This is a genomic window from Clostridium sp. AF34-10BH, from assembly GCF_003478095.1.
In the GTDB taxonomy this organism is placed as follows: domain Bacteria; phylum Bacillota; class Clostridia; order Lachnospirales; family Lachnospiraceae; genus Acetatifactor; species Acetatifactor acetigignens.
In genome coordinates this window covers 41,935-66,531 of sequence record NZ_QUEC01000011.1, presented here as the reverse complement: position 1 = coordinate 66,531, position 24,597 = coordinate 41,935, and the positions used below count along the sequence as shown (strand labels likewise).

At 46.1% G+C, this 24,597-nt stretch carries 23 protein-coding genes and 1 tRNA gene; 22 read left to right on the top strand and 2 right to left on the bottom strand.

The window, feature by feature from the left end:
- The first annotated feature begins 6 nt into the window (after positions 1-6).
- Positions 7-1,188, top strand: coding sequence for a tRNA uracil 4-sulfurtransferase ThiI (thiI, locus tag DWZ61_RS09275; protein WP_022312140.1), 1,182 nt, complete (start codon positions 7-9; stop codon positions 1,186-1,188).
- A 151-nt stretch (positions 1,189-1,339) separates the two neighbouring features.
- Here the strand turns inward: thiI and DWZ61_RS09270 are convergent, their stop codons facing one another.
- Positions 1,340-1,570 carry an HPr family phosphocarrier protein gene (locus DWZ61_RS09270; protein ID WP_022152847.1) on the bottom strand — a complete coding sequence of 77 codons (231 nt, stop codon included), beginning with the start codon at positions 1,568-1,570 and terminating at the stop codon, positions 1,340-1,342.
- A gap of 102 nt (positions 1,571-1,672) precedes the next feature.
- Between DWZ61_RS09270 and DWZ61_RS09265 the strand changes: the two genes are divergently transcribed.
- The 8 genes from DWZ61_RS09265 to DWZ61_RS09230 all read left to right on the top strand — a co-directional run bounded on the left by DWZ61_RS09265 (position 1,673) and on the right by DWZ61_RS09230 (position 7,960).
- Positions 1,673-3,133, top strand: coding sequence for a MiaB/RimO family radical SAM methylthiotransferase (locus DWZ61_RS09265; protein WP_118538163.1), 1,461 nt, complete (start codon positions 1,673-1,675; stop codon positions 3,131-3,133).
- Between the two features lie 58 nt (positions 3,134-3,191).
- A complete protein-coding gene (locus DWZ61_RS09260) occupies positions 3,192-3,455 on the top strand; it encodes an IreB family regulatory phosphoprotein (RefSeq protein WP_022152845.1) in 264 nt (87 codons plus the stop codon).
- A 23-nt stretch (positions 3,456-3,478) separates the two neighbouring features.
- Complete coding sequence (gene ruvX / locus DWZ61_RS09255; RefSeq protein WP_118538161.1) at positions 3,479-3,922, top strand: Holliday junction resolvase RuvX; 444 nt, start codon at positions 3,479-3,481, stop codon at positions 3,920-3,922.
- The gene (locus tag DWZ61_RS09250) at positions 3,919-4,182 is read left to right on the top strand and encodes a DUF1292 domain-containing protein (protein WP_022312135.1); all 264 of its coding nucleotides are present in this window, start codon (positions 3,919-3,921) and stop codon (positions 4,180-4,182) included. Before ruvX ends, DWZ61_RS09250 begins: the two co-directional genes overlap by 4 nt.
- Before the next feature lie 510 nt (positions 4,183-4,692).
- Positions 4,693-6,369, top strand: a complete 1,677-nt coding sequence (locus DWZ61_RS09245; RefSeq protein WP_022312134.1) for a ribonuclease J — start codon at positions 4,693-4,695, stop codon at positions 6,367-6,369.
- 31 nt (positions 6,370-6,400) lie between these two features.
- Positions 6,401-6,736 carry a YlbF family regulator gene (locus DWZ61_RS09240; RefSeq protein ID WP_118503139.1) on the top strand — a complete coding sequence of 112 codons (336 nt, stop codon included), beginning with the start codon at positions 6,401-6,403 and terminating at the stop codon, positions 6,734-6,736.
- A gap of 82 nt (positions 6,737-6,818) precedes the next feature.
- Positions 6,819-7,271, top strand: a complete 453-nt coding sequence (locus tag DWZ61_RS09235; protein WP_117465963.1) for an endolytic transglycosylase MltG — start codon at positions 6,819-6,821, stop codon at positions 7,269-7,271.
- Between the two features lie 20 nt (positions 7,272-7,291).
- The gene (locus DWZ61_RS09230) at positions 7,292-7,960 is read left to right on the top strand and encodes an O-methyltransferase (RefSeq protein WP_118538159.1); all 669 of its coding nucleotides are present in this window, start codon (positions 7,292-7,294) and stop codon (positions 7,958-7,960) included.
- Here DWZ61_RS09230 and DWZ61_RS09225 read toward each other — a convergent pair.
- Positions 7,944-8,291: a hypothetical protein gene (locus DWZ61_RS09225; protein WP_118538157.1), complete on the bottom strand. Its 348-nt coding sequence runs from the start codon at positions 8,289-8,291 to the stop codon at positions 7,944-7,946. The genes DWZ61_RS09230 and DWZ61_RS09225 overlap by 17 nt on opposite strands.
- Positions 8,292-8,372: 81 nt before the next feature.
- Between DWZ61_RS09225 and DWZ61_RS09220 the strand changes: the two genes are divergently transcribed.
- From DWZ61_RS09220 to DWZ61_RS09160, 13 genes are all read left to right on the top strand, one after another.
- Positions 8,373-8,612 carry a hypothetical protein gene (locus tag DWZ61_RS09220; protein ID WP_118538155.1) on the top strand — a complete coding sequence of 80 codons (240 nt, stop codon included), beginning with the start codon at positions 8,373-8,375 and terminating at the stop codon, positions 8,610-8,612.
- 310 nt (positions 8,613-8,922) lie between these two features.
- Entirely contained in the window at positions 8,923-9,339 is a 417-nt protein-coding gene (locus tag DWZ61_RS20185) for a hypothetical protein (protein ID WP_243026386.1), read from the top strand.
- 166 nt (positions 9,340-9,505) lie between these two features.
- Entirely contained in the window at positions 9,506-9,835 is a 330-nt protein-coding gene (locus tag DWZ61_RS09210; RefSeq protein WP_347475429.1) for a DUF6020 family protein, read from the top strand.
- 1 nt (position 9,836) lies between these two features.
- Positions 9,837-11,078, top strand: a complete 1,242-nt coding sequence (locus tag DWZ61_RS09205; protein WP_118538151.1) for a U32 family peptidase — start codon at positions 9,837-9,839, stop codon at positions 11,076-11,078.
- Between the two features lie 26 nt (positions 11,079-11,104).
- A complete protein-coding gene (locus tag DWZ61_RS09200; protein WP_118538149.1) occupies positions 11,105-12,595 on the top strand; it encodes a hypothetical protein in 1,491 nt (496 codons plus the stop codon).
- 76 nt (positions 12,596-12,671) lie between these two features.
- Positions 12,672-14,783, top strand: a complete 2,112-nt coding sequence (locus DWZ61_RS09195; protein ID WP_118538147.1) for a glutamine synthetase III — start codon at positions 12,672-12,674, stop codon at positions 14,781-14,783.
- Between the two features lie 443 nt (positions 14,784-15,226).
- A complete protein-coding gene (locus DWZ61_RS09190) occupies positions 15,227-17,338 on the top strand; it encodes a glutamine synthetase III (RefSeq protein ID WP_117466007.1) in 2,112 nt (703 codons plus the stop codon).
- Positions 17,339-17,420: 82 nt separating this feature from the next.
- Complete coding sequence (locus tag DWZ61_RS09185; protein ID WP_147354706.1) at positions 17,421-19,202, top strand: hypothetical protein; 1,782 nt, start codon at positions 17,421-17,423, stop codon at positions 19,200-19,202.
- A 104-nt stretch (positions 19,203-19,306) separates the two neighbouring features.
- Positions 19,307-19,378, top strand: a tRNA-Gln gene (locus tag DWZ61_RS09180).
- Between the two features lie 171 nt (positions 19,379-19,549).
- The gene (locus tag DWZ61_RS09175; RefSeq protein WP_118503121.1) at positions 19,550-20,491 is read left to right on the top strand and encodes an ABC transporter permease subunit; all 942 of its coding nucleotides are present in this window, start codon (positions 19,550-19,552) and stop codon (positions 20,489-20,491) included.
- Positions 20,491-21,384, top strand: a complete 894-nt coding sequence (locus DWZ61_RS09170) for a carbohydrate ABC transporter permease (RefSeq protein ID WP_118538143.1) — start codon at positions 20,491-20,493, stop codon at positions 21,382-21,384. Before DWZ61_RS09175 ends, DWZ61_RS09170 begins: the two co-directional genes overlap by 1 nt.
- Positions 21,385-21,489: 105 nt before the next feature.
- Positions 21,490-23,067, top strand: a complete 1,578-nt coding sequence (locus DWZ61_RS09165; protein WP_118538141.1) for an extracellular solute-binding protein — start codon at positions 21,490-21,492, stop codon at positions 23,065-23,067.
- Between the two features lie 75 nt (positions 23,068-23,142).
- Complete coding sequence (locus tag DWZ61_RS09160; protein ID WP_118538139.1) at positions 23,143-24,576, top strand: family 43 glycosylhydrolase; 1,434 nt, start codon at positions 23,143-23,145, stop codon at positions 24,574-24,576.
- The last annotated feature ends 21 nt before the right edge of the window (positions 24,577-24,597 follow it).

Sequence of the window (24,597 nt, the reverse complement as noted above, 5' to 3'; positions counted from 1 at the left end):
ACGAACGTGTTTACATCATTTTTGATAAAATATGCCGAGATCGGCATTAAGGGAAAGAACCGTTACCTGTTCGAAGATGCTCTGGTACGCCAGATTAAGTATGCACTGAAAAAGTGTGAGGGAGAATTCCTGGTGCACAAGACACAGGGCCGTATCTTCGTAGATGCAGAGTCAGAATTTGACTACGATGAAGTTGTGGCACACTTACAAAGAGTCTTTGGAATCTCCGGAATCTGCCCGGTAGTGCACGTACAGGATGAGGGCTTTGAGAAGCTGTGTGAGACCGTGATTGACTACATTGCAAAAGTATATCCCGATTGCAATCAGACGTTCAAGGTGGCAGCGAGACGTGCCCGGAAAAATTACCCCAAGGATTCCATGACCATCAACATGGATATGGGAGAAGCTATCCTGAAGGCTTATCCCAATATGAAGGTGGATGTACATCATCCCGATATTATGCTGAACATTGAGATCCGTGAAGAAATCTATATCTACTCCGTGATCCTGCCCGGTCCCGGAGGAATGCCCGTAGGTACCGGTGGCAAGGGAATGCTGCTTCTCTCCGGTGGTATTGATTCTCCCGTGGCAGGTTATATGATCGCCAAGAGAGGCGTCAAGATCGATGCGGTATATTTCCATGCACCGCCTTACACCAGTGAGCGTGCGAAGCAGAAAGTAGTGGATCTGGCGAAGATCGTTGCCCGTTACACCGGACCGATCTATCTGCATGTGATCAATTTTACCGATATTCAGTTATATATTTATGAGAAATGTCCTCATGAGGAACTGACCATTATCATGCGCCGCTATATGATGCGGATCGCAGAGCAGATCGCGAAGGAGACCGAGTGCCTGGGTCTGATCACCGGTGAGAGCATTGGCCAGGTGGCATCTCAGACCATGAATTCCCTGATCGCTACCAATGAAGTATGTGAGCTGCCGGTCTACCGTCCGCTGATCGGATTTGACAAGCAGGAGATCGTAGAAGTATCCGAGAAGATCGGGACTTATGAGACTTCCATTCTGCCCTATGAAGATTGTTGTACCATCTTCGTGGCAAAACATCCCGTGACGAAACCGAACGTGAAGGTGATCCGCAGACATGAACACAATCTGGATGAGAAGATCGACGAACTGGTGAAGACCGCACTGGAGACCAAAGAACTGATCATTGCGGAAGCATAAGTGTGAATGCAGAGTAACTATTCAGAACCGGGGAAACAGAGGTACTGAATAGTTACTTTTTTGAAATGGCATATAAAAAACACCTCAAGAGGATTGCGTCTCTCAAGGTGTTCTCTGTTTTACTATGTATTCGGAATTCCGAATCGGTAACTTATACCAGATAAGGCTTTAATACTTCCAGAACCTCATCAGCGCCATCCTCTGCATGGATGTTCAGGTCGATAGGCTTGGAAAGATCCAGGCTGAAGATACCCATGATGGACTTTGCATCAATTACGTATCTGCCGGATACAAGATCGAAATCATAATCGAACTTAGTAATATCGTTTACGAAAGATTTTACCTTATCAATAGAATTTAAAGAAATCTGAACTGTCTTCATGTTGACTACCTCCTTAATGTGTGTCATACCTTCTGACTTTATATTAATGGGGGAACGCTCAAAAGTCAAGACGAAAACAATACAAAAAAAGTGAGGAATCCTATGAAAAGTGTAGCATTACACAACCTTGGATGTAAGGTTAATTCCTATGAAATAGAAGTAATGCAACAAATGTTACAAGAAAAAGGTTATACTATTGTACCATTTGATGAAATCGCGGATATTTACATTGTAAATACCTGCACAGTTACCAATATTGCAGACCGGAAAAGCCGACAGATGCTTCATCGGGCCAAGCAGAAAAACCCCAATGCGCTGGTGGTGGCTGTGGGATGCTATGTGCAGACCGGAAGGGAAGATGTGGAGCAGGATTCCTGCATTGATCTGGCGATCGGCAACAACCGCAAGAAGGATCTGGCATCTATTTTGGAAGAATATTTACGGGATCTGGAACAGGAAGATGCGGTGGCGGAGAATGCAGAAAATGCCGGGCATGGTGTGGACAAGACTCTGCATGACACTACTGTCATAGATATTAACCATACCGCGGAATATGAAGAAATGACTCTGAAACAGACGGCAGAGCACACCCGAGCCTATATTAAAATTCAGGACGGATGCAATCAGTTCTGCTCTTACTGCGTTATCCCCTATGCCAGAGGCAGGGTCCGCAGCCGCAGGGCGGAGGATATCATCCGGGAGATCACCGGCATGGCACAGAACGGATACCGGGAGATTGTACTGACAGGTATCCATATCAGTTCTTATGGCATTGATTTCGACGAGGAGGCCTGGAAGCGGGGAGAAAGCGTTTCTGTATTAAAAGAAGACGAGGAGAGAAGAGATTATTCCGGCAGCAGTAAGCTGATCGATCTGCTGGAACGGATCCATACTATTGAAGGGATTGAGCGGATCCGTATCGGTTCCCTGGAACCCCGCATTATTACGGAGGAGACGGCAGTCAGAATGGCGGCACTGCCGAAGCTGTGTCCCCATTTCCATCTGTCCTTGCAGAGCGGCTGTGATGCCACGCTACGCCGTATGAACCGTAAATATACTTCCGAAGAATATGCGGAGAGCGTTGCGCTGCTCCGCAAGGTGTTTGATCATCCGGCCATTACTACGGACGTCATCGTCGGATTCCCCGGGGAGACTGAGGAAGAGTTTGCGCAGACAAAGGAATTTTTAGACCGGATTCAATTCTTCGAGATGCATATTTTCAAGTATTCCAAACGGGCAGGCACCAGAGCGGCCGTGATGTCTCATCAGGTGCCGGATCCCGTGAAGACCACCAGAAGTGCGGAACTTCTGGCTATGGAGAAGGAACAGTCGAAGCAGTTCCGGACCCACTATGTGGGACGGGAGGCGGAGGTGCTTCTGGAGGAGACCAAGGAGATCGGCGGAATGGAATATCTGCTGGGACACACGAGAGATTATGTCAAACTGGCTGTCTCTGTGAAGGAAAATAAAAAAAATGTTGCAAATACCGTGATATGCGGCAGGGTACAGGGGTTTTTGACGGATGAAATCCTATTACTATCACCCCTTGAATTTTCAAAGTAAATGCGGTAATATAAGGCATAACGGAAAGATTTGCCCTATGGCAGAAAAAGAGGATCGTATGCAGGACTTAGGAAATACACAATACTTCAAGGTAGAGACAGAACCTGAGACCGGTGTGAAGCTGGTGCTTTCTACCGTATATGAGGCACTGACGGAAAAGGGATACAACCCGGTGAACCAGATCGTAGGTTACATCATGAGCGGGGACCCTACTTATATTACCAGTCACAAAAATGCCCGCAGCCTCATCATGAAGGTAGAGCGTGACGAACTGGTGGAAGAACTGCTCACGGAGTATATCAGGACAAAACACTGGAAATAATTACAGTTATCAGGAGGACCCACATGCGTATTATGGGGTTGGATTTCGGCTCACGTACCGTGGGCGTGGCGATTAGTGACAGTCTGCTGTTGACAGCGCAGGGTGTGGAGATCATTCGCCGCAAAGAAGAGAATAAATTACGACAGACGCTGGCCCGGATCGAAGAACTGATCGTGGAGAATGAAGTGGAAGAGATCGTACTGGGACTTCCCAAGAACATGAACGATACCGAGGGTGTCCGCGTGGAACTGACCAAGGAGTTCAAGGAGAAGCTGGAGCGCAGGACCGGTCTCCCGGTATATTTCTGGGATGAGAGACTGACGACTGTGGCAGCGGACAAAGCCATGATGGAAGCGGGAATCCGCCGTGAGAACCGTAAGGATTACGTGGATATGATCGCAGCTACTCTGATCCTGCAGGGCTATCTGGATCGCAGGAACAATGAGAAGAAAAAGGAAACAGAATGAGTAAATTGGAAAAGATTACATTTCGCCCCGAAGGCGAAGAACCTGTAGAATTTTATGTACTGGAACAGACCAGGATCGGTGGACACAATTACATCCTGGTAACCGATGTGGAAGAGGGAGACGGAGATGCCCTGATCCTGAAGGATATGTCTCAGGATGGTGAAGAAGAGAGCATTTATGATGTAGTCTCCGATGATGAAGAACTGGAAGCGGTATCCGGAGTATTTGCGGATATGTTAGAGGACGTTGATTTAATTTAGATCATATCCTATGGATTGTTCCGTGCTATGCACTCACACAATCCGTTCCAATATTCGCATATCGTGAAGCATTCGCACCGCTTTTATGCTCATATTGGGGCAGGTCATTAAGCCATAAAATCACTCCTGTGCAAGCACGTCCTGTTTTCAGGCTTATGACCTTGATATATGATAAATACAGGCGGTCCTGCGAGAAGGACGGTCTTATATTTATATATGATTTGTATGATTGGCAGAGAGGGATATTGGAGGCTTTGCCGGTTTCAGCATATAATGGTTTTGTGCTAAAAGTGACAGGGAATACACGAAGGGCATGAGAGATGCCGTTATTTTGATGGAATCGTAAGATCTGGGATGTCTGATCTCCACGGGAGTCTTTGAGAAGAGAGCCGGAAGGAGCAGGCGTGAAATCACAGATCTTTGTTTGCAGAGCATAACAATCCGTTCTAACGCCGGGATACATACACTAAGAACAGTTGTATAGACGTATAGAATTTGGAGGTAATTTCGTTGAAAAAGAAAAAAGAGAATAGTAACGTTTCAGGTCTGAAGATCATTCCTTTGGGAGGCCTGGAGCAGATCGGTATGAACATTACTGCCTTCCAGTATGAGGACAGTATTATTGTGGTGGACTGTGGTCTGTCTTTCCCTGCAGATGATATGCTGGGAATCGATCTGGTCATCCCGGATGTGACTTATCTGAAGGACAATATCGACAAGGTAAAGGGTTTTGTTATCACCCACGGACATGAGGATCATATCGGAGCACTGCCTTATGTGCTGCGGGATATTAATGTTCCCATCTACGCTACCCGCCTGACCATGGGTATTATCGAGAACAAGCTGACCGAGCACAATCTCATGAAGAAGACCAAGCGTAAAGTAGTGAAGTTCGGTCAGTCCATCAATCTGGGCGATTTCCGTGTGGAATTCATCAAGACGAATCACAGTATCGTAGATGCCGCAGCACTGGCCATTTATTCCCCTGCCGGTATTGTGGTGCACACCGGAGACTTTAAGGTAGACTACACACCGGTATATGGAGATGCTATTGATTTACAGCGTTTTGCAGAAATCGGCAAAAAGGGTGTACTGGCACTGATGTGCGACTCCACCAATGCAGAGCGTCCCGGCTTTACCCCTTCTGAGAAAACAGTGGGTAAGACCTTTGATACTTTATTTGAAGAACATAAGAACACCAGAATTTTCGTGGCAACTTTCGCATCCAATGTGGATCGTGTACAGCAGATCATCAATACGGCATACAAATTTGGCCGTAAAGTGGCTGTGGAAGGCCGCAGTATGGTAAATATCCTGGATACCGCCATCAAGCTGGAGTGCATCAATATTCCCGAGAATACACTGGTGGATCTGGATCAGATGAAGAATTATCCCGATGAGCAGCAGGTGATTATCACCACCGGAAGCCAGGGCGAAAGTATGGCAGCCCTGTCCCGTATGGCCAACAATATGCACCGTAAGATCACGATCGGTGCGGGAGATACCGTAATCTTCTCCTCCAACCCCATCCCGGGCAATGAAAAGTCCGTCACCAAGATCATCAACGAGCTGCTCCGCAAAGGCGCAGATGTTATTTTCCAGGATGCTCATGTATCCGGACATGCCTGCCAGGAAGAGATCAAGCTGATCTATACCCTGATCCATCCGAAGTACGCAGTACCCGTGCATGGTGAATACAAGCATCTGAAGGCACAGGCCAAGATTGCAGAGAGTCTGGGCATCAGTAAGGACAATATCTTCATCCTGTCCTCCGGAGATGTATTGGAAGTCAGCGAGGAACAGGCCAAGGTCAATGGCAGAGTACCTGTAGGAGCTATTCTGGTGGACGGTCTGGGTGTCGGTGATGTCGGAAATGTAGTATTGAGAGATAGACAGCATCTGGCAGAAGATGGTATTATGATCGTGGTCATGAGTCTGGACAAGGCCAGTGGAGAACTGGTAGCAGGTCCCGACATTGTATCCAGAGGTTTTGTATATGTGAAGGAATCCGATGAACTTATCGAGGAAGCCAGACGCACCGTGGATGATGCGCTGCAGGCATGTCTGGATAAGGGAATTACGGACTGGGGTAAACTGAAGACCACCACCAAGGATGTCCTCGGCGATTATGTATGGAAGAAGACCAAGAGACGTCCCATGATCCTTCCGATCATTATGGAAGTGTAATAGCAGCGATTGCTGGAAAGGTCGTAAGCAGATGAAGATTACATCGGACGAAAATGTAAATCAGGCTGTAGAGCAGATGGTACAGGCGATTCGTAATACCGACGCTTATCTGGAATATCAGAAGCAGCTGGCCCGAGTGAAGGAGCAACCGGAACTTAAGAGACAGATCGATGAATTCCGGACCAGAAATTTTGAATTGCAGACCAGCAAGGACACCAACTTTGATAAGCTGGATCAGTTTACCAGAGAAAACGAAGCTTTCCGGGAGAATCCACTGGTGTCGGATTTTCTGGCGGCGGAGCTGGCATTTTGCCGTATGATGCAGGGGATCGGACTTTACGTTACCGATCAGATGCACTTTGAGTGAGCAAAAGGAAAGTCTCGAAGAGACGATTTTGCGAATGTATGGATCGAAATGCGGATTACTTGGATAAGAAAGGACAGAACACATGAAGGCAGCAAATTTGGCAGGTGCCGTATTGGGCGCTATCTTAAAAGTGGCATTTGCAGTGATCGTGGTATATCTGGTGTACACCGGAGCGTCTACATGCTACGACTATGGTTATCGTATTTTCACAGAACCGGCGGTCTCTGCCGGAGAGGGACGTAAGATCACAGTAACCCTGACCTCGGACATGTCCGCAACGGAGATTGGCACAATTATGCAGGAAAAGGGCCTGACACGTGACAGCAGACTGTTCGCATTACAGTATCTGTTATCTGAGAATAAGAAGGACTGGCAGCCCGGAACTTATGAGCTGAGTACTGCCATGACCGCAGAGGAAATGATGGAAGTCATGGCCGGACAGACGGAAAGCGCAACGGAAGAGACAGTGGAGACTATAGACAACGGCAGTGCGATTACCGGTGAGACACAGGATACCACTGCAGTTGCACAGTAAAGTGTGAAATGAGGGACAGTATGATCATAGACGAGAGAATGTCCGCGTTTATCGATTCCCTGGACAGCGGGAATCCGGCGTGGCTGAATGAGATTGAAAAATTCGCTCTGGAGACACAGGTTCCCATCATACGCAGATCCATGCAAAGTCTGCTGAAATTTTTGCTGAAATTTACAAAGCCGAAGAGCATCCTGGAAGTCGGGACTGCTATCGGCTTTTCTGCGTTACTGATGAGTGAATATGCACCGGAGGATTGTCATATCACGACGATCGAAAAATATGAGAAAAGAATTCCTATTGCAAAAGAGAACTTCCGTAAGGCAGGCAGGGAAGACCGGATCACTCTGCTGGAGGGTGATGCTACGGAGATCCTGCGGGAACTGGAAGGCACCTATGATGTGATCTTTATGGATGCGGCGAAGGGACAGTACATTCATTTCCTGCCGGATATCTTACGCCTGTTGCCCCCCGGCGGACTGTTGATCTCCGACAACGTATTACAGGACGGTGATATCATAGAATCCCGTTTTGCCGTAACCAGAAGGAACCGGACCATTCATGCAAGGATGCGGGAATATCTGTATGAATTGAAACATCATCCGGAACTGGAGACGGTGATCCTGCCGGTAGGTGATGGAGTGACACTGAGTACGAAGAAAGAGGAAAGCACAGTTACTCAAAATAAATAACATAATAATACGGGTATTCCCAGGTCTGGTAAGCCAGACCGGACTCTGACAGATTCTGCAGGAATTCATTGTTCTTTTTGTATACCACATAGACGGAAGAAGGACTGATCTCCGTGGAATAGTCGGTGAGAAAATGATAAGTGTGTATACCGTCGGTAAAGGTTTCATCATCCTGAGTATCATAAGGAGATGCGGGATAATAAAAGAAGAAAAACTCCTTCATGTTGACCAGATCCACATAGAGATCCGCATAATCCAGGTTGAGATTCACATCATCCACACACTCCCGGAAGGAGATGGAATACAGATAATTCGGGCAGACGTCGGTCATGGTATAGACCCGAAAATAAAAACTACAGAAAGAGATGCTCCATAAGAGATAACCGACGGACAAAAGGAGCATAAAGGCTGTGTGATAAGAGGACAGGAAACGGCAGCAAAGGAAAAGTCCTTTTATCAGGAAGAAGAGATAACAGATAAAGAAACTGTTAGCCCGGTAGACATAGCCGGATCCGGACAGACCAATGGTGATGAGACCGCTGAGAAAGAACAGCAGATAGATACTGTCGGCCTGAAAAGTCCGCTTGTACAGAGAGACAAGAAAACTGTAAACTGCACCGATAAATCCCAGAACAATAAAGGGAATGGATAAGGGATAAAGCGTGTAAAATTTAGGTACGGCATCTAAACGGTAGGAACCACATGTCAAGGTAATCTTTATGATATCTTTTATATTTTCCCAGAAAGAAGTGACTCCCACATCTGACATGCGCTCGGAGGCGATGGGAGATATGGTAAGCCCCAGAAAATGAATGGTTTCCCAGTGGAATAACAGGGAGCATACAAATAATATTACGGGCAGAGCTGTGAGAGATCAGAACCAGAAAAATAGGTATGATCAGATAACTCAATGCATAAGAGTACAAGCTGATACCGAAGCAGACTCCGGACAGAAGTAAAGTATGCAGTTTTCCTGTTTTCAGATACAAAAGCAGTACAAGAACAGAACAGGAAATGCAGCACAACATCAGATTGCAGTCCAGGGCATAACGTCCGGACATCACAAAATACGGGCAGAAACACAGAAAAAGAGCAGCAGCGAGGGTGATTTTTTTATTATCAAAGATAAGGGACATGCTCCTGGTGCCGGTGATCCACAGAAGAATACTGGCAAAGGCGGCAGGAAATCTTACCAGAAAAACGGACAGATTCCCCTTCCCGAAAAACTTGATCAGCAATACGACAAGGTAAGTATAAAGAGGGCTTTGGCCACCGTAAAAATTCTGCGGATAGAAAGGCAGCACATTGAGATAACGATCGGTACCGTAATTGGCCAGACACCAGGAGTTATATCCAAGAGCGGCTTCGTCTATATGTAAAACATCCGGTAAAACGGTCAGTTTATAGAATCTTAAAAATACTGTGACACAAAACAGAAAAAGTAATGTGATCTGATACCAGTTTTGTTTGCATAAATTCTTCATCTCGTGTATCCTTATATATTATGATGTCGGGGTCAAAAGCCCCCGACTTTGATGCCTACGGATTGTTCCGTGCTACGCACTCCCACAATCCTACCCAATATTCGCATATCGTGGGATTATCATCCCACTTTTCCCGCTGATCTCCCTGTTGTATAATGCGGGATTTCACGGATACCTGCTGCTGGGATATGTGGTGTATCTGCTGGGATCGAAAAAGGGAAAGCGGATTTTGCTGATAGTACCCACACTGCTGGTGTTTGCGGTATGCATTCTTTCCCCGGTCAACGGAGAACTGCGCTATATGCTGCCGGTGATGATAATGCTTCCGCTAAATCTGACATGGTGTGCTTATCAGGAAAGAGAATCTGTTGCAGAAAAAGAGGAGAAATAAAATGACATATAAAAAACCGGAACTTTTAATCCCGGCCAGCAGCCTGGAAGTATTAAAAACGGCTGTTATTTTTGGCGCGGATGCTGTTTATATCGGCGGAGAAGCTTTTGGACTGCGGGCCAAGGCAAAAAATTTCAGCAGTGAAGAAATGGCGGAAGGAGTTGCATTCGCCCATGCACATGGAGTGAAGGTTTATGTGACGGCCAATATTCTGGCGCACAATTATGATCTCGAGGGAGCCAGAAAATATTTTGCCGAGCTGCGGGATATGAAGCTGGAGCAGCCGGATGCGCTGATCATTTCCGATCCGGGAATGTTCATGATCGCCAAAGAAGTCTGGCCCCAGGTGGAGGTGCATATTTCCACGCAGGCCAACAATACCAACTATGAGACATATCTGTTCTGGTGGAAGCTGGGAGCCAAAAGAGTGGTGTCTGCCAGAGAACTGTCCCTGGTAGAGATCAAGGGAATCCGGGAGAAGATTCCTGCGGAAATGGAGATTGAGAGTTTTGTCCACGGGGCAATGTGTATCTCTTATTCCGGCAGATGTCTGCTGAGCAATTTCTTTACAGGAAGAGATGCCAACAGAGGTGCCTGCACACATCCCTGCCGCTGGAAATATGCGGTGGTGGAGGAGACCCGTCCCGGAGAATATCTGCCGGTCTACGAGAATGAGCGGGGGACATATATTTTCAACTCCAAGGATCTGTGCATGATCGAACATATTCCGGAGCTGGTGGAGGCAGGAATCGACAGTCTCAAGATCGAGGGGCGTATGAAGACCGCATTGTATGTGGCAACGGTAGCCAGAACCTACCGGAAGGCCATTGATGATTATTTTGCCGATCCGGAGCTGTACGAGAAAAATATGGACTGGTACAAGGCGGAGATCTCCAAGTGCACCTATCGTCAGTTTACGACGGGGTTCTATTTCGGCAAGCCGGATGAAAATACGCAGATCTATGATAATAACACTTACGTGAACGAATATATTTATCTGGGAATTGTGGAGGCAGTAAAGGATTCTCTGTGCCGGATCGAGCAGCGGAACAAATTCTGCGTGGGCGATTCCATAGAAATCATGAAGCCTGACGGCACCAATGTACCGGTCACGGTGGAAGCTATGTACACCGAGGAGGGAGAAAGTGTGGACAGTGCACCCCATCCCAAGCAGGTGCTGTGGATAAAGTTATCCACGCCGCCGCAGGAATTTGATTTGCTGCGTCAGAAAAATGCTGATTGAGAAAGAGTGACCGGAGGTAACGCCTTATGAAAAGGGAAGGCAGAATTCATAAAGGAGTGTCCATAGGTGCCTATAGTATTCTCATCGTTTTTATGCTGTTGCTGTTGTGGACAGTACTCAGGTATCCGGGGAATCATCTGATCCCATGGCAGATGGCTCTGGGGGTGGCGGCTGCTACAGTGTTGCTGCTGGCGGCCGGTGCGGCATGGAACAAAATATATACGGTGACAGGCCGGAAAAATTCGCTGTATGCCGTAGCGCTGGTATTGTTTGGGGTGCTGCTTTATGTGGTTTCATTGAGCCGGCAGGGGAATGAGAATACTCTGCTGGATTACACCTATGTCTATCGGGATGCCCTGAATCTGGCGAACGGGAGAGAACTGGAAGACACCAATTATTTTTTGACCTATTCGAATAATCTGAAGCCGATGCTTTTGCTTTCCGTTCTGTTTCGGATGGCATTGCTGATGGATGTGTCCCCGTTTTATTTTGTTTTGTTGAGGAATGTAATTCTGGTGATGCTGGTGGCATGTGCCTGTGGTTATCTTGCGGAACGGAATGGGGATACTTGCTGGAGATTTCCGATCCTGCTTGCCTTTGTATTTCTGCTTCCGATGTGGGAGATGACTGCCGTGTTTTATACGGATTCCATGAGTTTCGGTATGGGAATCCTGGGACTGGCTTTCCTGAAATTGGCGGCAACATCCAGGGGGAAGCGCCGGCAGATCCTGTGGGCGCTGCTTGCGGCCGGTGTGGCGGTACTGGCAGGCACATGGAAGATCACAGTGATCATACCGCTGATCGCATGCGCTGTGATCCTCTTGTGGCAGAGAGTGTCGGTGGACCGTCGAGTGACATTGCTGTTTGGAGGTTTTGTCGTGATTCTGGGAGTGGCTCTGCAGCTCTGGGCCAATTCCTACGAGATCACAAAGGAAGCATCTGAAACAGCCAATCCTGTGATCAGCTGGGTGGCACTGGGAATGAAGGAAGACGGTTCCTGGACCAACAACACAGAGTTTGTGGATCATATGTATGAATTTTCCACCAGACAGGAAAAACAGCAATACAGTATGGAATATATTCGCGAAAACAGATCGGAATTCTGGAATCCCGTACATTTGCGCAAAAAGGCAAGCTATAATTTTGCCAACGGAAATCTGGGGGCCAGTGCATTTTTAAACGTGGAGTACAGCGATGGAACCCTGCTCTGGGAAATGTTTTCGCCCTGGGGAAAATACTACTGGCGCACCTGTCAGTATTGTTTCTGCTATCTGGTGTCCATGTATGTGCTGTTACTGATCGGAATGATCCTCAGCCTTCGCAATATTATCAGAGATCAGGAACCACCTGTAATGCTGATGATCTGTCAGTTGGGATTTATCGGTATCGTTGTTTTTTTAATGTTCTGGGAAGCCAGTGGAAGACAGATGTACAATCAGATGCCCGGAATCCTGCTGGGAAGTGTTCTGAGTATAGAGTATTTTTGGAAAAACTTATCACTAAAACCTCGAAAATAATAATTGACCATTATAACGCACATGTTGTACACTGTATTCGATATTATTTTATTGTATACCGAAGGGAAGTAGGGACATGCGCGAAGAATTGAATGTAGAGGAGCTTTTTGCCAGCAAGGTGTTTACCCTGGGCAAGATGAAAGAGAGGCTCCCAAAGAGTACTTACAAAGAAGTGAAGAAGATCATGGATCAGGGAGGAGAACTTTCCCTGGCAACTGCGGATGTAGTGGCAAGTGCCATGAAGGATTGGGCCATCGAGAACGGTGCCACTCATTATACCCACTGGTTCCAGCCGTTGACCGGCATTACCGCAGAGAAACATGATGCTTTTGTGACACATCCTGATGAGGATGGCCGGATGATCATGGAATTTTCCGGCAAAGAACTGATCAAGGGAGAGCCCGATGCATCTTCTTTCCCTTCCGGAGGCTTACGTGCTACCTTTGAGGCAAGAGGTTACACTACATGGGACATCACTTCCCCCGCATTTATCAAAGAGACCGCTACCGGTCCGACCCTTTGTATCCCTACAGCATTCTGTTCTTATAAAGGCGAAGCACTGGATAAGAAGACACCGTTACTTCGTTCCATGGAGGCTCTGAGCAAGCAGGCGATCCGTATCGTCCGCCTGTTCGGCAATACAGAAGCTACCAAAGTACTGCCTTCCGTTGGCGCGGAGCAGGAATATTTCCTGGTAGATTCTGCCAAGGCTTTGCAGCGTGAAGATATTATTTTCGCCGGACGAACCCTGTTCGGTGCTCCCGCCCCCAAGGGACAGGAGATGGATGACCACTATTTCGGTGTTATCCGTGAGCGTATCGGTGGTTTCATGCATGATGTCAATATCGAGCTGTGGAAGCTGGGTGTAACATCCAAGACCCAGCATAATGAGGCGGCTCCCGCACAGCATGAAGTGGCGCCCATCTACGAGTCTGCCAATGTGGCAGTGGATCACAACCAGCTGGTAATGGAGACTCTGAAGCGTGTGGCAGGCAAGCACGGTCTGCGCTGCATGCTGCATGAGAAGCCTTTTGCCGGAGTAAACGGTTCCGGTAAGCATAACAACTGGTCCATCACTACGGACAATGGTGTAAACCTTCTGGAGCCCGGCCAGACCCCCAATGAAAATATTCAGTTCCTGCTGGTACTGGCATGTATCATGAAAGCTGTAGATACCCATGCGGATCTGCTGCGTCAGAGTGCGTCCAATGTAGGTAACGATCACAGACTGGGCGGTTACGAGGCACCCCCTGCCATTATTTCGATCTTCCTGGGCGAACAGCTGGAGGATGTGGTGGCACAGCTGGTGGAGACCGGTAAAGCAGACAATCTGAAAGAAGGCGGTGTACTTCGCACCGGTGTATCCACATTGCCGGATTTTGTAAAGGATGCTACCGACAGAAACCGTACTTCACCGTTTGCCTTTACAGGAAATAAATTCGAATTCCGTATGGTGGGAAGCGAGGATTCCATCGGAAGCCCCAACACCACCCTGAATGCCATTGTGGCAGAGGCGTTCTGCGAAGCTGCAGACCGGCTGGAAGGTGCGGAAGATTTCGATATGGCAGTCCATGATCTGATCAAGGAATATATGACGGAGCACCAGCGTATTATTTTCAATGGCAACGGTTATGCCAGGGAATGGGAAGAGGAAGCAGCCAGAAGAGGACTGCCCAATATTCCTTCCATGGTAGCAGCAGTAGATACTCTGACTACTCCCAAGGCTATCCATCTGTTTGAAAAGTTCGGTATTTTCACCGAGGCAGAGCTGCGTTCCCGCGCGGAGGTACTGTACGAGACCTATGCAAAGACCATCAATATCGAGGCACTGACTATGGTGGATATGGCAAACAAGCAGATCATTCCTGCAGTAATGAAATACAGCAAGTCGCTGGCAGATGCTGTTATTGCTATTACGGAAGCTGGCGGAGACACCTACGTGCCTACCCGTATGTTGCAGCAGATCACACAGAAGCTGACAGAGATGGAAAAGGCATCCGAGGCACTTCTCGAGGTGGAGAAAAAGGCTTCCGCCATGGAGAGAGGCAAGGAGCAGGCATTCTGTTATCATGATGAAGTCATGGTGGCAATGAACGCACTGAGAAAACCTGCGGATGAACTGGAAAAGCTGGTAGACAAGAAGTACTGGCCGTTCCCGACCTATGCGGATCTGTTGTTTGAGGTATAGAGCACTTCAGAGATCGCTTCGGATGCAAAAGTAAAGCCTCGTAGAGGCGATTTTGCGAATGGAGTTCTGAATAGTTACAATTTTTTCAAAAAAGGTATTGCATTCAAAAAAAATCTGTTGTATAGTAATGAGCCATAGAGGAGCGATCCTCACAAGTTAATATTTTTCAATGCGAAACGAAGGCGTTTACACTAGGAAGTGTAGCGCCTTTTTTTGTGACTATTCAGAGCCGTAAATATTGAACATATTTGTCGAATGCTTGCATTCGTAAAAATATGTGTCAATATTTATTCGGCGAAGTAACCTCAAATGAGCAAACAACAAGTAAACTTGTTGTTCAGGAAAGTCTCGTAGAGACGATTTTGCGAATGGAGGTTCTGAATAGTCAGCACGGAATAGTCGCAGGAAGCATGGAAAATAGCAAGAATAAGGAGGAAACGAAGATGAGTGAAGTATTAAACGTGGAAGAAATCTTTGGCAGTAAGGTATTCACTCTGGGTAAGATGAGGGAAAGATTACCCAAGAGCGTATACAAAGAAGTGAAGAAGATCATTGATCACGGCGGAGAGCTGTCTCTGGCTACCGCTGATGTTGTAGCAAAGGCAATGAAGGATTGGGCCATCGAGAACGGTGCCACCCATTATACCCACTGGTTCCAGCCTCTGACCGGTATCACCGCAGAGAAGCACGATGCATTCGTAACCCATCCAGATGAGTACGGCAAGATGATCATGGAGTTCTCCGGTAAGGAGCTGATCAAGGGCGAGCCCGATGCATCTTCCTTCCCCTCCGGAGGCTTACGAGCTACCTTCGAGGCAAGAGGCTATACTGCATGGGATATCACCTCTCCCGCATTCCTGAAAGAGGATGCAACCGGCGTGATCCTCTGCATTCCCACTGCATTCTGTTCTTACAAGGGTGAGGCACTGGATAAGAAGACACCGCTTCTTCGTTCCATGGAAGCAGTCAGCACACAGGCACTGCGTATCGTAAGACTGTTCGGCAATACCGAAGCTACCAAGGTCGTAGCTAGCGTGGGACCGGAGCAGGAATATTTCCTGGTAGACAGAGACAAATACTTAAAGCGTGAAGACCTGATCTTCGCAGGACGTACCCTGTTCGGTGCACCCGCACCCAAGGGACAGGAGCTGGAGGATCATTACTTCGGTACTATCCGCGAGAGAATCGGTTCCTTCATGAAGGATCTGAACATTGAACTGTGGAAGCTGGGCGTAACCGCCAAGACACAGCATAACGAAGTGGCTCCCGCACAGCACGAGCTGGCTCCTATTTATGAGACCGCCAACATTGCGGTAGATCATAACCAGCTGGTTATGGAGACCATGAAGAAAGTAGCAGGACGTCACGGTATGACCTGCCTGCTGCACGAGAAGCCTTTCGCCGGAGTGAACGGTTCCGGTAAGCATAACAACTGGTCCCTGGGAACCGATAACGGTGTCAACCTGTTGGATCCCGGCGATACTCCTAACGAGAACATCCAGTTCCTGTTAGTACTGGCATGTATCCTGAAAGCCGTAGATACCCATGCAGATCTGCTTCGTCAGAGTGCATCCGATGTCGGCAACGATCACAGACTGGGAGCTAACGAGGCACCCCCTGCCATCATTTCCGTATTCCTGGGCGAGCAGCTGGAGGATGTGGTAAAGCAGCTGGTTGAGACCGGTGATGCTACTCATTCCATCCAGGGCGGTAAACTGTTGACCGGCGTATCCACTCTGCCGGATCTGGATAAGGATGCCACCGACCGTAACAGAACTTCACCGTTTGCTTTCACCGGCAACAAGTTTGAGTTCCGTATGGTAGGTAGTGCAGACTCCATCGCCAGCCCCAACACCACTCTGAACGCTATCGTTGCAGAAGCTTTCTGCGAGGCAGCAGACATTCTGGAGAAAGCAGACGATTTCGATATTGCCGTACACGATCTGATCAAGAAGTACCTGACCGAGCATCAGAGAATCATCTTCAACGGCAACGGCTATTCTGAGGAGTGGGTAGAAGAGGCAGCCAGAAGAGGACTTCCCAACATCAAGTCCATGGTAGAGGCTTCCGAGACCCTGACCACCGAGAAGTCTATCAAACTGTTCGAGAAGTTCGGTATCTTCACCAAAGCTGAGCTGGAATCCCGCGAGGAGGTTCTGTATGAGACCTACTCCAAGACCATCAACATCGAAGCTCTGACCATGGTAGATATGGCGAAGAAGCAGTACATTCCCGCAGTTATGGGGTATACCAGGACTCTGGCGGATACCGTACTGGCTGTTAAGAGTGCAGGTGCGGATGCAACCGTACAGACCACTGTACTGAAGAGCATTTCCGAGAAGCTGGCTGAGGCACAGGCTGCAGAGACTGCTCTGGAGGATAAGCTGGCTGAGGCAGCAGGCATCGAAGATCCCAAGAAGCTTGCTTTCTTCTATAAAGATGTGGTACATACCGCAATGGATGACCTGAGAACTCCCGTAGATGAACTGGAGATGATGGTTGACAAGAAGGTATGGCCAGTACCTGCCTATGGTGATCTGATCTTTGAAGTATAAACAGCATTGTAAAATACCATCATACGTTTCTCTCATTGTGTTGAATAAAAACGGGGCTTGCCGCAGGACGGTGGGCCTCGTTTTGCAGTTATGTATGTTTCTTGTCATTGCTATGGGGAAAATCCTGTGTTATGATAACTGCATGATGAAAAATATACTGAAAAATAAGAAATTCTGGAAAATTATCTGTATTCTTGCAATCATTGCATATACAGCAAAAAATTTATTTATTGGTGCTGATACGGACGAAGGCTATGGTATTATGGTGGGCTATCGTCTTGCCATGGGAGACCGGCTGCTGCTTGAAATGTGGGAGCCACACCAGACTTCCGCCATTTTTACGGCAGTTTTTATCAGGCTGTTTGTGATGCTGACCGGTGGAGTGAATTATCTGAATCTATTTTTACGGCTCGTATTTTTCCCAATCCAGGCGTGCGTCAGCGTCTTTCTATATAAGACGATCCGCAGGACGGTGCCGCAGATGGATGAGAATGTGGCAGCACTGATGGGGCTTCTCTACTATGTGACAACACCCAAGTCCATTTTTATTCCGGAGTATTCTAATCTTCATAACTGGTTCTTTGCACTTATGGTGCTGTGCCTTCTGAGATACTTCGGAGCGAAGGACTCCGAGGGCAGACAGACAGCAGGAGAGCTGCGGTGGCTGGTGCTGGCAGGTATATTCATGACCTGTGATGTGCTGGCTTATCCCAGTATGGTACTGGTATTTTTGTGCTGCCTGGTATTTCTGCTGGTGCGCAGATCAGAGAAAAAATGGAAAGAACTCTGTGCTTATGTACTGCCCTGTGTGGCAAGTGCGGCAGTAATGTTTACATATCTTCTGAGTTATATGACACCGCAGAAAATGTTGGAGATGGCAGGCGAGATCCTGGGAGAGGGGTCCCATCAGACTACTGTGGGAGAAAAATTGTTGGGATGGGGGTCAAGCCTGGGAGAGATGGCCATGATCCTTCTGTGTGCCCTGCTGGTGTCTCTGGGAATCCGATGGTTTATAGAGAAAGTGTGGAAGAAAAAACTTCCCGGACTGCTACAGCTTCCGGGCATGCTGTTTTTCGTAATTGTATTTCTGATCCAGATCTGGTTCTGGCTGTTCAGTTCCTTTAATGCAATTTACCCGCAGCTTTTGCTGATGGCAGTATCCCTGACGGGATGTTATACCTATCTGCGCAGAGACAAAACGGAAAGGCTGTTCTATGAACTGATCCTACTGGCATTTGTCAATTATTTTTCGGTACTTCTGTTGTCTAACTGGGGACCGATGCTGCTGGTCACCTATCTCATTATGGGAGCAGTGGCCGGACTGGTATGTCTGGGAGACTACTGGCAGAAGGAAAACACCGCAGGAAAGAAGGCAATTCAGATCCTGTGCCTGATCCTTGTGCTTGGGAATGCATTTTCCTATACATGGCTGATTCTGGGATCCCAGGAATATCATGCCTATGTGATTCAAAATGTGCGTGGCATCAACAGAGAGGGATTACGCGCCGGAATCCTCACGGATTATATGACTGCATACCGTTACAACAATAATCTGGCTGTATGGCCGGAGGCCGTGCCGGACGGCAGTACCGTACTTTATGTGGGACCGTCCCAGTTCTATTGTATGCTCGGAGAACATAAGCAGGCATCCCCCGATACGATCTGCTCTATGATCTATGATGAGCGTCTGTTGGACTACTGGAAGATCAATCCGGACAGATATCCGGATGTGGTGGTATTTGAAAGCTGTTATGGAGATATTGCCCAGGAAGGAGAGAACAGCTTTATCTGGAACTGGTTGATGGAGGATTTTAAGCCTGCAGAGAGGAAGGATTACCCCTATATCACGGTGTTTATGCGATGATTTTACGGAAATTGTTCCAATTTCATATATTTTTTTAAAATTTTTTTAAATTAGGTATTGCAAAAAAGGAACAGATAGTGTATACTTCATCAAGTAAACGACATAGGGCTATCGCCAAACGGTAAGGCAACGGACTCTGACTCCGTCATTTCAAGGTTCGAATCCTTGTAGCCCTGCGAAGCAGGGGTTGACCTGCGAATAGAAACCTCAGTAGAGAAATCTGCTGAGGTTTTTTTGTGTCAAATTCTAAAAAAAACCATAGCAATCACTAAAATTCTCATATTTTCAAAAAAAACACAAATGTTAAAATGAAATCATTCCAAAAAGAAAGAAGAAGGAGTGAGTTTATGGGAAAAACAAAAATGAAAAGAACGGAGGCTGGATCCGGTAATTTAAAGGAGCATTTTAAAAGAAACTGGCCTTATTATGTGATGATGTTGCCTGGAATTATATATCTTGTTATGTTTAAGTATATTCCTATGCTTGGTAGCGTAATCGCATTTAAAGATTATTCTGCATATAAAGGAATTTGGGATAGTGCATGGTGTGGATTGACTAATTTTAAAAAGCTGTTTACATATCCGGATTTTTACAAAATCCTCAGAAATACGGTTGTTCTGGGATTGCTGAAGACTGTTTTGACATTTCCGGTTCCCGTCATTTTGGCATTGATGTTAAATGAACTACGAAATGCTAAGGTGAAAAAGGGAATACAGACGATTATTTGTATCCCATATTTTGTATCCTGGGTAGTGGTAGGAGGACTGGTATTCGATATTTTTGGCATTGGTGGACTGTTTAATAACGTAAGAGAATTTCTGGGAATGTCTCCCTTACTGGTAATGCAGAAAGAAAGCTGGTTTCGTCCTATTTATGTTCTTTCTACGATATGGAAAGAATCTGGCTGGGGTACGGTAGTATATCTGGCGGCAATTAGCGGAATGGATCCGAGTTTGTATGAATCAGCTTCTATTGATGGTGCGTCGCGATTCCAGAAAATGAAATTCATTACATTTCCTCTTTTAGTGCCTACGGTGCTTACACTTTTACTTTTGAACATCGGAAGCTTTTTAACACTGGGATTTGATCAAGTATATAATTTATACACACCAATGACTTATTCAGTGGCAGATATTTTTGATACGTATGTTTTCCGTGTCGGAATTCAACAGGCACAATACAGTTTCGCAACAGCGGTAGGATTGTTCCAGTCGGTAGTAGGTCTGTTTATGGTAGTTACTTTCAATAAAATTGCAAATAAAGTTTCAGAAGACGGAGGATTGTGGTAATGAAGGCTTATACGAAAAAATCACATGTACGGGAATCTGCAAACGATAAAATCTTTGGGTTTGTAATTAGCTTGATTCTAATATTGTTTGCCGTTATTACGGCCATCCCGCTTATTTCTGAGGTTGCAGTATCATTGAGCTCCAAAACGGCATCACAGATGAATCAGATTAATTTATTACCGGTAGGATTTACGTTTGATTCCTGGAAATATCTTTTTATGAAAGGAAAAATATGGACGCCTTTCTTGATTTCGGTTTCTTCCACAGTGTTGGGTGTGGCGATAGCATTATTACTAAATGTTTTAATGGCATATCCGTTGTCGAAAACAGAATTCCGACCGTCCAAATATATTATGTTATTTGTGGTATTTACTATGGTGTTTGCTGCTCCTAAAGTTCCTTATTTTTTGACGTTACGTTCTTATGGATTATACAATAATTACTGGGTGTTAATTCTTCCTCATATTATGACAGCGTATAACCTGATTATAGTCAGAACATTTTTCAAACAGTTTCCCCGGGAGTTGGAAGAAGCTGCAATGATTGATGGATGTGGAAAATTTCGTATTTTGCTTCAAATTGTGCTTCCGGCTTCGAAAGCAGTGCTGGCTACGGTAGGATTATTTTACGGAGTGACAATGTGGAACCAATATGAGCATCCGATGATGTTTATACAAAATATGAACCTGTTTCCTTTACAAATGAAGATTCGAACAATTGTTGACGGAGGTGGAGAATTACAGGCAGTTACCATGGCACAGACAGCAAATTATACATCCGCAACTCTCAGCGCAGCAGCGGTTGTATTTGCGATTCTTCCGGTTTTGGTCGCGTATCCCTGGATACAGAAATATTTTGCGAAAGGTGCAATGCTAGGGTCTGTAAAGGGATAAATAAAAACTAAAGAAACACAGAGTAAGAACTAAAAAGCCCATATTTCAAAAGAAATAGGAGCTGATAAAATAGAATTACCAAAAGAAAGAACGAGGTGGAAAGGTATGAAAAAAAGGTATGCAAAGAAACTAATGAGTGCAACGCTGGCATCGGTGATGGTGATGTCAATGTTGTCGGGGTGTGGAAGTGCTGATTCTAAGAGCACAGAAGCAACAGAACAGACGGCAGAGGCTTCTACAGATGAGGATATTGAAATCTGGAGCACCAACAATGGATACCTTCCGGTGGAAGCAGGAAGTGAACTGTATAATTTTTATAAAGATATCATAGGTGTCGGGATTGTACAGCCTTATGTAGAGTGGAATGGTGGAGAAACCTATTTGGAGCAGTTGAATCTCAGAATTGCTGCCGGAGATATGCCGGATATGTTTACTCCCTGGAATGGTGTAGAGACAGAATTAATTGCGAATGGAGCATTACTGGATCTGACAGATCTGTTGCCTGAAAAAGCACCTCATTTGTGGGAGAGCATTCCGGAGGATGTCTGGGACGCAGTAAAAGCGAATGATCCGACCGGGCAAAACCGCATCTATGTGATTCCGCAGGTTATGAGTTACGGAAGAAATGGCGCTATGATTCGTAAGGACTGGCTGGATAATCTCGGTCTGGACATGCCCACAACCCAGGAAGAGTTTGTAGAAGTACTCAGAGCATTTAAAAACGATGATCCCAATGGCAATGGGGTGGCAGATGAAATCCCTACAGGTGGTCGTGCAGAAGCAAGATGGATGGGACAGTTGTTTGGACAGTACGGAATTGCAATGTGGGAAGGATATCCTCAGTGGGATATTTATGATGGAGAACTTACTTACTCTGCAGTAACCAGGAATATGCGAGATTGTCTGGAGTGGATGTCCGGGTTATATGCAGAAGGATTGCTCGACCCAGAGACTTTTCTGAATGATAAGGCTGCGTGGGACGGTAAAATCAATTCAGGTGTGGTTGGTATTTGGGAACATTTGCCTCAGGAATGCTATAATTATGCGGAAAATATTTATAATGGTACCGGAGTAAAACCGGAAATCGCTGTATTACCTGCCATTTCAGCACCCGGATATGAAGGATATTATACAATGCATCAGATGAACGGCGGAGGATTTGTTGTAGCAAATACGGATGATGAAGCGAAGATTGACAGAATCATGAAAGTATTAGATGCTTATGGAAACCAGGATCTGTGGATGAAATTTTATAATGGTGTGGAAGGTATGCACAGTGAAGTGGTAAACGGGGAATCCGTTCGTCTGCCGGATGATCCATCCACGCAGCAGAATTTGGTATTAGTACCTTTCAACCAAATTGCAACCATTGATTTCCAAGTGAATGTACTGTCTTCCCAGTTAACAGATGACAGAGCATGGGCAGTATCTCAGGCAATTGAGAATGTTCAGGAAAACCAGAAATATGTAAAGAGTTTTGCTGGGGACGGTATGCCGGAATCGATTACTTCTGATTATCCGGATATTGCTAACCGGACTTTATATATTGAATATGCTACCAAGATTATCACCGGAGAATACTCCATTGATAAGTTTGATGAATTTGTAGAAAAATGGTATGCCACCGGTGGAACGGAAGTAACTGAGAAAGCAAGAGAGTGGTACGCAAAAAAAGCACAGTAATATTCTGCAAGAAGATGAGGAGTCCTGAGAGTTTATTTCCCCAGGACTCCTTTGTAGAAACAGGAGTACAAAAGAATGCAGAGCTATAATCCATATCTGCCTTTGTGGGAATATATTCCGGACGGAGAACCACATGTATTTGGTGACAGGGTTTATCTATACGGAAGCCATGACGGGTTTGGCGGAAATAAGTATTGCATGAACGATTATGTCTGTTGGTCTGCCAATGTTCATGACCTAAAGGAATGGAGATACGAAGGCATTATCTACCGGAGCAGCCAGGATCCAAGAATGCCGGATGGTAACAGACAAATCTGGGCACCGGATGTCGCAAGAGGCAAGGATGGAAGATACTATTTATATTATTGCCCGGACGGTGACGGAGAGGCAATCGGTGTAGCTGTATGCAATGAACCTGCAGGACAATATCAATTCTATGGAATTGTGCAGGATAAAAAAGGACAATGGATCGGAAAACGGGAAGGGGATATCTGGCAGTTTGATCCCGGTGTTTTTATAGATGAAGACAGTAAAATTTACCTGTATTCAGGAAATGGTCCAAAGACAGAGAAGGATATAGGGAAAACACCTAAAAATTCCTGTGTCATGGAATTAAGTGACGATATGCTTACAGTCATAGAAGAACCAAGAATTCTGCTTCCAATATTGGGAAAAGCAAAGGATACCGGATTTGAGGGACATGAGTTTTTTGAAGCAAGTTCTGTCAGGAAGATAAACGGAAAGTACTATTTGATTTATTCTTCTGTTCGGTCGAGAGAATTATGCTATGCCATAAGTGAAAAACCGGATCGTGAGTATCGTTATGCAGGAGTACTGTCCGATAACTCCGGCGTAATAGAAGAACAGGATAAGAACCGGATACAGATCATGTGGGGAAACAATCATGGAAGTATTGAGCAGATCAATGGTAAATGGTACGTCTTTTATCATAGACCTACTAATAAGACACAGTTTTCAAGACAAGCCTGCGTTGAAGAGTTAGTTATGTTGCCGGATGGCAGGTTTCAACAGGCAGAGATGACATCACAGGGATTCAACGGAGCTCCGCTGGAAAAAGGTACATATCCTGCGTCCATAGCATGCATACTGCATGGAAAATTAGAACCTGAGATATCCAGGCCGGACAGCAATGCGCAGCCCTATGTGACACAGGATGCTCCGGATAAAAATCCGGATGAGATACAAGATGAAAATGCAGCGCCCAAGCAATACATTACCTGCATAGAAGACGGAGGATGCGCAGGGTATAAATATTTTCAATTCGATGACCTGAAAAAGATAACGATAACGACCAGAGGATGCGCAAAAGGAGAGATCTGTGTTAGAATACAGGAAAATGATAAGGAGATAGGGCGTATTCTTGTGACACCGTCAGAAGACTGGGAAAAGAACCAAACCGATATAAAAGAATGGAGAGGTATTGGTACTTTGATGTTGGAATATCACGGACGGGGAATGTTGGATATGCTTGAAATCTCTTTAGAATAGAACAGCGAATAATCTATGGGC